The organism is Stenotrophomonas sp. HMSC10F07, from assembly GCF_001807895.1.
Taxonomy (GTDB): domain Bacteria; phylum Pseudomonadota; class Gammaproteobacteria; order Xanthomonadales; family Xanthomonadaceae; genus Stenotrophomonas; species Stenotrophomonas sepilia.
This window is the reverse complement of sequence record NZ_KV791446.1, coordinates 165854-172967: the sequence shown is the minus strand read 5'-3', so window position 1 is coordinate 172967 and position 7114 is coordinate 165854. Positions and strand designations below refer to the sequence as shown.

Genomic DNA, 7114 nt, shown 5'->3' with positions numbered 1-7114 from the left:
GGTAGTGCCGGCCGCTGGCCGGCAACCCCGGCATCCTTGTACGTCCAGTGGGTTGCCGGCCAGCGGCCGGCACTACCCTGTGACCGAGCCGCTGCCTCAGCGCAGCTGGCTCTCGGCGAATTCCCAGTTGACCATCTGCCAGAAGGCATCCAGGTAACGCGCGCGATCATTCTGGTAATCGGTGTAGTAGGCGTGCTCCCAGACATCGCAGCACAGCAGCGGGGTGCTTTCGCCGGTCAGTGGCGTGCCGGCGTTGCGGGTGGCCTGGATGCCGAGCTGGCCACCGGGGTGCTGCACCAGCCACACCCAGCCCGAGCCGAACAGGCCCAGCGCGGTGCGGTTGAATTCCTCGCGCAGGCGCTGCGCATCACCGAACTGGCGCTTGACCAGCTCGCCCAGCCGGCCCTGCGGCTCGCCGCCGCCGCGCGGGCGCAGGCACTGCCAGTAGAACCCGTGGTTCCAGGCCTGGGCGGCCGCATCGAACAGCGTGCCCTGGGCATGGCGCACGATCTCTTCCAGTGACGCCTCCTCCCACTCGGTGCCGAGAGTGCCGGCGTTGACCGCGTCGACGTAGGCGCGGTGGTGGCGGCCGTGATGCAACTCAACGGTCTGCGCGGACAGGTGGGGCTGCAGGGAGCCGGGGAGGTAGGGCAGGGCAGGCAATTCGACGGGCATGGACAGGTTCGTGGCCAGGGGGACGGCGGCAGCCTGTTCCATCCGCTTACAATGGCGGCTACCGTGGGCAGTCTAGCCGACCATCACGGTCGGTTTGTCCGGCGAAGCAAGGAGTGTGGTTGTGGCGGTAATGCAGCAAATCCAGGCCGAGGTCGATCGTTACCCGCTCGTGCTGTTCATGAAGGGCACCCCGCAATACCCGATGTGCGGCTTTTCCAGTCGCGCCGTGCAGGCGTTGATGGCAGCCGGCGCCGTCACCCTGCGCACAGTCAACGTGCTCGAAGAGCCGGAGATCCGCGCCAACCTGCCGCGCTTTTCCAATCTGCCGACCTTCCCGCAGCTGTTCATCAACGGTGAGTTGATCGGCGGCTGCGACATCGTCATGGAACTGTTTGAATCCGGCGAGCTCAAGCGCATCGTCGAAGAGGCGACCCAGGGATGAGTGCCTGGCCGTCGACGTCACCGACTGACGGGGCGATTGATGGCCGTCCGTTGCAGGATCGCGTCGTACTGGTCGCCGGCGCCGGGGGCGGGCTGGGCAGTGCCGCGGCGGTCGCCGCAGCGGCAGCCGGGGCCACCGTGGTACTGCTGGGACGCAAGCCGCGCCGGCTGGACCGGGTCTATGCCCAGGTCCAGGTGGTCGGTCCGGAACCTCTTCTGTACCCGCTGGACCTGGAAGGCGCCGGCCCCGATGACTATGCCGAACTGGCCCAGGCCCTGCAGCGCGAGCTGGGGCGGCTGGATGGACTACTGGTCTGCGCCGCGCATTTCCCCGGGCTGACTCCGTTTGAACTGGCTGACCCGGCCAGTTTCGCCCGCGCGGTCCATGTCACCCTGACGGCCCCGGCCTGGCTGGCCCAGGCCTGCCTGCCGCTGCTGCGGCAGCGCGAGGATGCCGCCTTGGTGTTCGCGGTCGATGCCCCCGACCGGGTGGGGCAGGCCTATTGGGGCGGGTACGGCGTGGCCCAGCACGGCCTGCGTGGCCTGATCGCCAGCCTGCACGATGAACTGGGCCGCAGTCCCGTCCGGGTCAGCGGCCTGTACCCCGGCCCCCTGCGCACGGCGCTGCGGGCACGTGCCTATTCCATCGACCAGGACCCGGCTGCGCAAGGCCCGGAAGCCGCGGCGGCCGCGGCGGTGACCCTGCTGTCCGCCGCTGGGAGCACCTGGCGCGGGCAGATTCTCGACGCCAGTGGGATGCCCCGGGAAAAGTGAGTCCCGTGGAAAGGCGGAGTGAAGAACCCGTCACGATTGCGTTGCGAACCGGTGCCGTTTGTCGCACAACCGTCACATTGATGGCGTAGCGTGTTAATCTAGTGTTAACCGTTAGGGCTGCCTTCAGCCGAGCGGTAGGGAACCCCAGATAACTCTCCGATCAGCCACCCGCAGGGCTGCTTGGATGCGCTTTTTTTCCGCCATCGCCAACTCGCATCGAGGCTACCGAAAAATGACCCACCCACTCCGGATGTCCAAGCTCACCCTTGGTCTCGTGGCTGCACTTGCTGCCGCTCCCGCCTTCGCCCAGAGCAGCACCTCCGCCGGTGTCGGCGGCCAGGTGATGTCCGCTGCAGGCCAGCCTGTCGCTGGCGCTGAAGTCACCATCACGCACACCGAGTCGGGCACTGTTTCGCGTGCCACCACCGATGCGTCGGGCCGATACAACGCGCGCGGCCTGCGCGTGGGTGGTCCGTACACCATCACCATCACCAAGTCCGGTGAAGGCACCAAGACCGAGGAAGGTGTGTACCTGAACCTGAACCAGGTCAACACCGTCAACGCCAACCTGGGCGGTGACCTGGCTGCAACCAACCTGGACGCGGTGAACGTTGTTGCCACCGCCGGCGGCCTGGACCTGTTCAGTGCCAACAAGATGGGCACCGGCACCAACGTGACCCGCGAAACGATGGATGCGCTGCCGTCGGCCAGCCGCAACATCCAGGACTACGTGCGTCTCGACCCGCGCATCTCGCAGGTCAGCAAGGCGGACGGCGCGATCTCGGCCGGCGGCCAGAACACCCGTTACAACGCCATCCGCATCGACGGCATCAGCGCCTCCGATCCGTTCGGCCTGGGTTCCAACAACCTGCCGACCGAGCGTCAGCCGGTGTCGATGGACGCCATCCAGGAAATCAACATCGACCTGGCCAACTACGACACCACCATCGCCGGTGGCACCGGCGCGGTGATCAACGCCGTGACCAAGTCGGGTACCAATGAATTCCACGGCACCGTGTACGGTTCGTACCGCGACAAGGACATGGTCCGCTCGCGCCTGGAAGGTGACAAGCAGGACTTCAACGGCTTCGAGGACGAGAAGACCTACGGCATGACCTTCGGCGGTCCGATCGTCAAGGACAAGCTGTTCTTCTTCACCAACTATGAAAAGTACGAGCGCTCGGCTGCCGGCGTCGCCCTGAGCGACACGCCGATCGGCCGTGGCACCATCACCCAGCAGCAGATCACCGACGTCCAGAACTTCCTGGGCAAGCTGGGCTACGACCCGGGCAGCCTGGCGGCGCCGAACAGCAAGACCGAGATCGAAGAGTATGCGGTCAAGCTGGACTGGAACATCAACGAGAACCACCGTGCGGCCCTGCGCTACAACAAGATGGAGCAGAACGTCGTTCGCTTCCCGCAGGTCAGCAGCAGCGCCATCTCGCTGAGCAACTTCTGGTACCAGCAGCCGACCCAGTACGAAACCTGGATGGGCGAACTGTTCAGTGACTGGTCCGAGAACTTCTCGACCGAGTTCAAGGTCTCGCACAAGGATTACTCGGCCAACCGCGTCCCGCTGGTCGACATGCCGCAGATCCGCATCAAGTCGGGCAACGATTCGCTGTACGTCGGTACCGAACAGAACACCCACGTCAACATCGTCGAGTCGAAGGAACTGAGCGCCTTTGGTGCCGGTACCTGGTACATCGGTGACCACACCGTCAAGTTCGGCTTCGATTACTCGAAGAATGACCTGATGAACTTCTACGGCCGCAACCTCAACGGCGTGTACGAATTCAACAGCGTCAACGATTTCCTGGCGGGCAAGGCTTCGCGCTACCAGCTGCGTGCTCCGCGCGCCGATGGCAGCCGCAGCGACATCCCGGCCGACTTCACCCTGAAGAACACCGGCGTGTTCGTGCAGGATACCTGGGCGATCAACTACAACCTGAACCTGATGTTCGGCGTGCGCATCGACATGCCTGACTTCAGCACCCAGCGCCTGTACAACCCGCGCATCGAGCAGCTGTACGGCTTCAACAACACCAAGCTGGTCGACAAGAACCTGGTGCAGCCGCGCGTCGGCTTCAACTACACCTTCGACAGCGATCGCCCGACCCAGCTGCGCGGTGGCGTGGGCCTGTTCGGCGGCGCCGCCCCGAACGTGTGGCTGGCAGGTGCCTACCAGAACACCGGCCTGAACTACATCGAGTACGACGAGCGCAGCATCCCGGCCGGTGCCTTCACTCCGGACGGCAACAACCCGTACATCCCGGCCGGTGGCCCGGCTTCGGCCCGTCAGAACGTCGACATCATCGCGCCGGGCACCCGCCTGCCGTCGGTGTGGAAGGCCAACCTGGCGTTCGACCATGAGCTGCCGTGGTACGGCATCGTCGCGTCGGCCGAAGTGCTGTTCACCAAGGTCAAGGACGGCATCTACTTCGACCGTCTGGACGTATCGGCGCCGACCGCCTTCGGTCAGGATGGCCGCGCGATCTACTGGAACGATGCCGGACGCAACTCGGCGAATACTCGCATCGATAAGGGTGTCGACTACGGCATCTCCACCGGTACCAAAAATGCAGTTGATCGTTTCAACCGTCCGAAGGATATCGGCGACGTTCTGGTCCTGCGCAACACCGACAAGGGCCGCGGCACCCAGGCCACCTTCTCGCTGGCCAAGCCGCTGACCGAGAACTGGGGCTGGTCGCTGGGTTACACCTACACCAAGTCCACCGAAGTCAGCCCGCTGTCCAGCTCGCAGAACACCTCGAACTGGAACAACACGCTGATCTTCAATGCCAACGAGAACGTGGCCTACAACTCGCGTTATGCGATGAAGGACCGCGTCACCGGCACCCTGGAGTGGAAGCACAACTTCTTCGGTGACAACGCCACCCGCGTCGGCCTGTTCTACGAAGGCCGTTCGGGCCGTCCGTACAGCTACATCTTCTACAACGATGCCAACGGCGACGGTGCCACCACCAACGACCTGTTCTACGTGCCGAAGGGTCCGGGCGACGTGCTGTTCACCGGCGGTGCCGCAATGGAGAAGCAGTTCTTCGACTGGCTGGCGCAGAACCCGGAACTCGATGCCTACCGTGGCAGCGTGGTCCCGGCCAACCGCCACCGCGCCTCGTGGGTCAACAGCTTCGACGTCCGCGTCAGCCAGGAATTCCCGGGCTTCATGAAGGGTCACAAGGGTGAAGTCGCCCTGGACATCATGAATGTCGGCAACCTGCTGAACAAGAAGTGGGGCCTGATCGACGACTACGGCTTCTACTCGACCCGTCGCGTTGCCAACTACGCAGGTATCGATCCGGCCACCGGCAAGTACGTGTACTCCTTCACTGGTTCGACCGACAACCCGTCGGTGCAGGAAAACAACAACGACAAGGGCAACACCGCCGTGTCGCGTTGGTCGATGCAGCTGACCCTGAAGTACAAGTTCTGATCCATCAGCGCTTGAAGCGGTAAGTGGAAACGGCCGGGGAAACCCGGCCGTTTCCCGTTCAGGCGAAAGTCCTTGCAGGGCGTGGGGCAACGGCGTAGCATCCAGAAATGTGCGCGGTGCCAACGCCGCCGATGCGGTCCCGGAATGGCGGACGCGGGTGGCACACATCCAACGGTCGGGTTTCCCGGCCGTTTTGCTTTTTAAGGGGGCGGCAGTACAGTCGGAAACCTTGAAGGAAGCGAAAAATTGGATATGACCACGAACGAAAAATCGGCCCGTGCACTGCCGGTGCAGGATGCCCGGATCTACCCGCGCGGTGGGCTGGATGTGCTGTCGCGGGCCGAGGTGGCACGCCTGCGCGATGCCTCCGCCGGCGGCATGCATGAGCTGCTGCGCCGCTGCGCGCTGGCCGTGCTGACCAGCGGCAGCGCCTCGGACGATCCGCGCGCCGCGCGCGATCTCTACCCTGATTTCGACATCCAGGTGGCGCAGCAGGATCGTGGCGTGCGCATCGATCTGGTCAACGCGCCGGCGATGGCCTTCGTCGACGGCGAGATCATCCGCGGCGTCGCCGAACTGCTGTTCGCCGTCGTGCGCGACCTGGCCTACATGGCCATCGAAATGGGCCCGGCCTACGCGGCCGAGCTGGAGTCATCCGAGGGCATCACCAACGCGGTGTTCGGCCTGCTGCGCAACGCGCGCATCCTCAATCCGGGTGATCCGAACCTGGTGGTGTGCTGGGGCGGACACTCGATCTCGCGCGACGAATACCTGTACACCAAGCAAGTGGGCTATGAACTGGGCCTGCGCGGCCTGGACATCTGCACCGGCTGTGGCCCGGGCGCGATGAAGGGCCCGATGAAGGGTGCCACCATCGCCCACGCCAAGCAGCGCCGCACCGTGACGCGTTACATCGGCCTGACCGAGCCGGGCATCATCGCCGCCGAGTCGCCGAACCCGATCGTCAACCACCTGGTGATCATGCCGGACATCGAGAAGCGCCTTGAGGCCTTCGTCCGCATCGGGCACGGCATCATCGTGTTCGCCGGTGGCGTCGGCACCGCCGAAGAGATCCTGTACCTGCTCGGCATCCTGCTGCGCGAGGAGAACAAGGACCTGCCGTTCCCGCTGATCCTGACCGGCCCGACGGTAGCGGCACCGTACTTCGAGCAGATTGATCGCTTCATCCGCCTGACCCTGGGCGATGCGGCTGCCGAGCGCTACGAGATCATCATCGGCGACCCGGTGGCGGTTGCGAAGAAGATGGCCACTGGCATCAAGCGCGTGCGCGAGCACCGCCTGGCGCAGAAGGACTCGTTCTTCTTCAACTGGTCGATCGAGATTCCGTGGGAGTACCAGCAGCCGTTCGTACCCACCCACGAAGCGATGGCGGCGTTGGACCTGCACCACGGGCGTGCCCCGCACGCGCTGGCGGCCGACCTGCGCCGCGCGTTCTCGGGCATCGTCGCCGGCAACGTGAAGGAAGACGGCATGCGCCGCATCGAGCAGTTCGGGCCGTTCCAGATCCACGGCGACCCGGACATGATGCAGGCGCTGGATGCGCTGCTGCGCGCCTTCGTCGAACAGCGCCGGATGAAGATCTCCGGCGAGTACCAGCCCTGCTACCAGGTGCTGGCCTGAACCCGGGCCGGCGCGATGGGGATCGCGCCGGCACTGGCAGGGAAGGGCGGGTCGTCAAGCCTTTGACGCCCGTCGCCCCGGATTGACCGTTCATCCTGCCGCCGCTTGCCGGTGGCGGGGCGATGGCCC

Annotated in this window: 5 protein-coding genes; 4 read left to right on the top strand and 1 reads right to left on the bottom strand. The window is 65.0% G+C overall.

The annotated features are described in order from the left end of the window. Positions 1-96 precede the first annotated feature (96 nt). The gene (locus HMPREF3114_RS18625; RefSeq protein WP_032954072.1) at positions 97-675 is read right to left on the bottom strand and encodes a superoxide dismutase; all 579 of its coding nucleotides are present in this window, start codon (positions 673-675) and stop codon (positions 97-99) included. A 121-nt stretch (positions 676-796) separates the two neighbouring features. Here HMPREF3114_RS18625 and grxD point away from each other — a divergent pair, with 121 nt between their 5' ends. The 4 genes from grxD to ppnN all read left to right on the top strand — a co-directional run bounded on the left by grxD (position 797) and on the right by ppnN (position 6985). Beyond that, positions 797-1117: a Grx4 family monothiol glutaredoxin gene (gene grxD, locus HMPREF3114_RS18620; protein ID WP_005415957.1), complete on the top strand. Its 321-nt coding sequence runs from the start codon at positions 797-799 to the stop codon at positions 1115-1117. Further along, entirely contained in the window at positions 1114-1890 is a 777-nt protein-coding gene (locus HMPREF3114_RS18615) for an SDR family NAD(P)-dependent oxidoreductase (protein WP_070490361.1), read from the top strand. Before grxD ends, HMPREF3114_RS18615 begins: the two co-directional genes overlap by 4 nt. A gap of 232 nt (positions 1891-2122) precedes the next feature. Then, positions 2123-5344 (top strand): TonB-dependent receptor, encoded by a 3222-nt coding sequence (locus tag HMPREF3114_RS18610; RefSeq protein WP_083297620.1) that lies wholly within the window; start codon positions 2123-2125, stop codon positions 5342-5344. A 252-nt stretch (positions 5345-5596) separates the two neighbouring features. After that, positions 5597-6985: a nucleotide 5'-monophosphate nucleosidase PpnN gene (gene ppnN / locus HMPREF3114_RS18605; RefSeq protein WP_019659018.1), complete on the top strand. Its 1389-nt coding sequence runs from the start codon at positions 5597-5599 to the stop codon at positions 6983-6985. The last annotated feature ends 129 nt before the right edge of the window (positions 6986-7114 follow it).

What these genes read in the sequence shown, in the direction of transcription:
- HMPREF3114_RS18625 (WP_032954072.1), bottom strand. Translation starts at nt 675, where the DNA reads ATGCCCGTCGAATTGCCTGCCCTGCCCTACCTCCCCGGCTCCCTGCAG.
- HMPREF3114_RS18615 (WP_070490361.1), top strand. Translation starts at nt 1,114, where the DNA reads ATGAGTGCCTGGCCGTCGACGTCACCGACTGACGGGGCGATTGATGGC.
- HMPREF3114_RS18610 (WP_083297620.1), top strand. Translation starts at nt 2,123, where the DNA reads ATGACCCACCCACTCCGGATGTCCAAGCTCACCCTTGGTCTCGTGGCT.
- ppnN (WP_019659018.1), top strand. Translation starts at nt 5,597, where the DNA reads ATGACCACGAACGAAAAATCGGCCCGTGCACTGCCGGTGCAGGATGCC.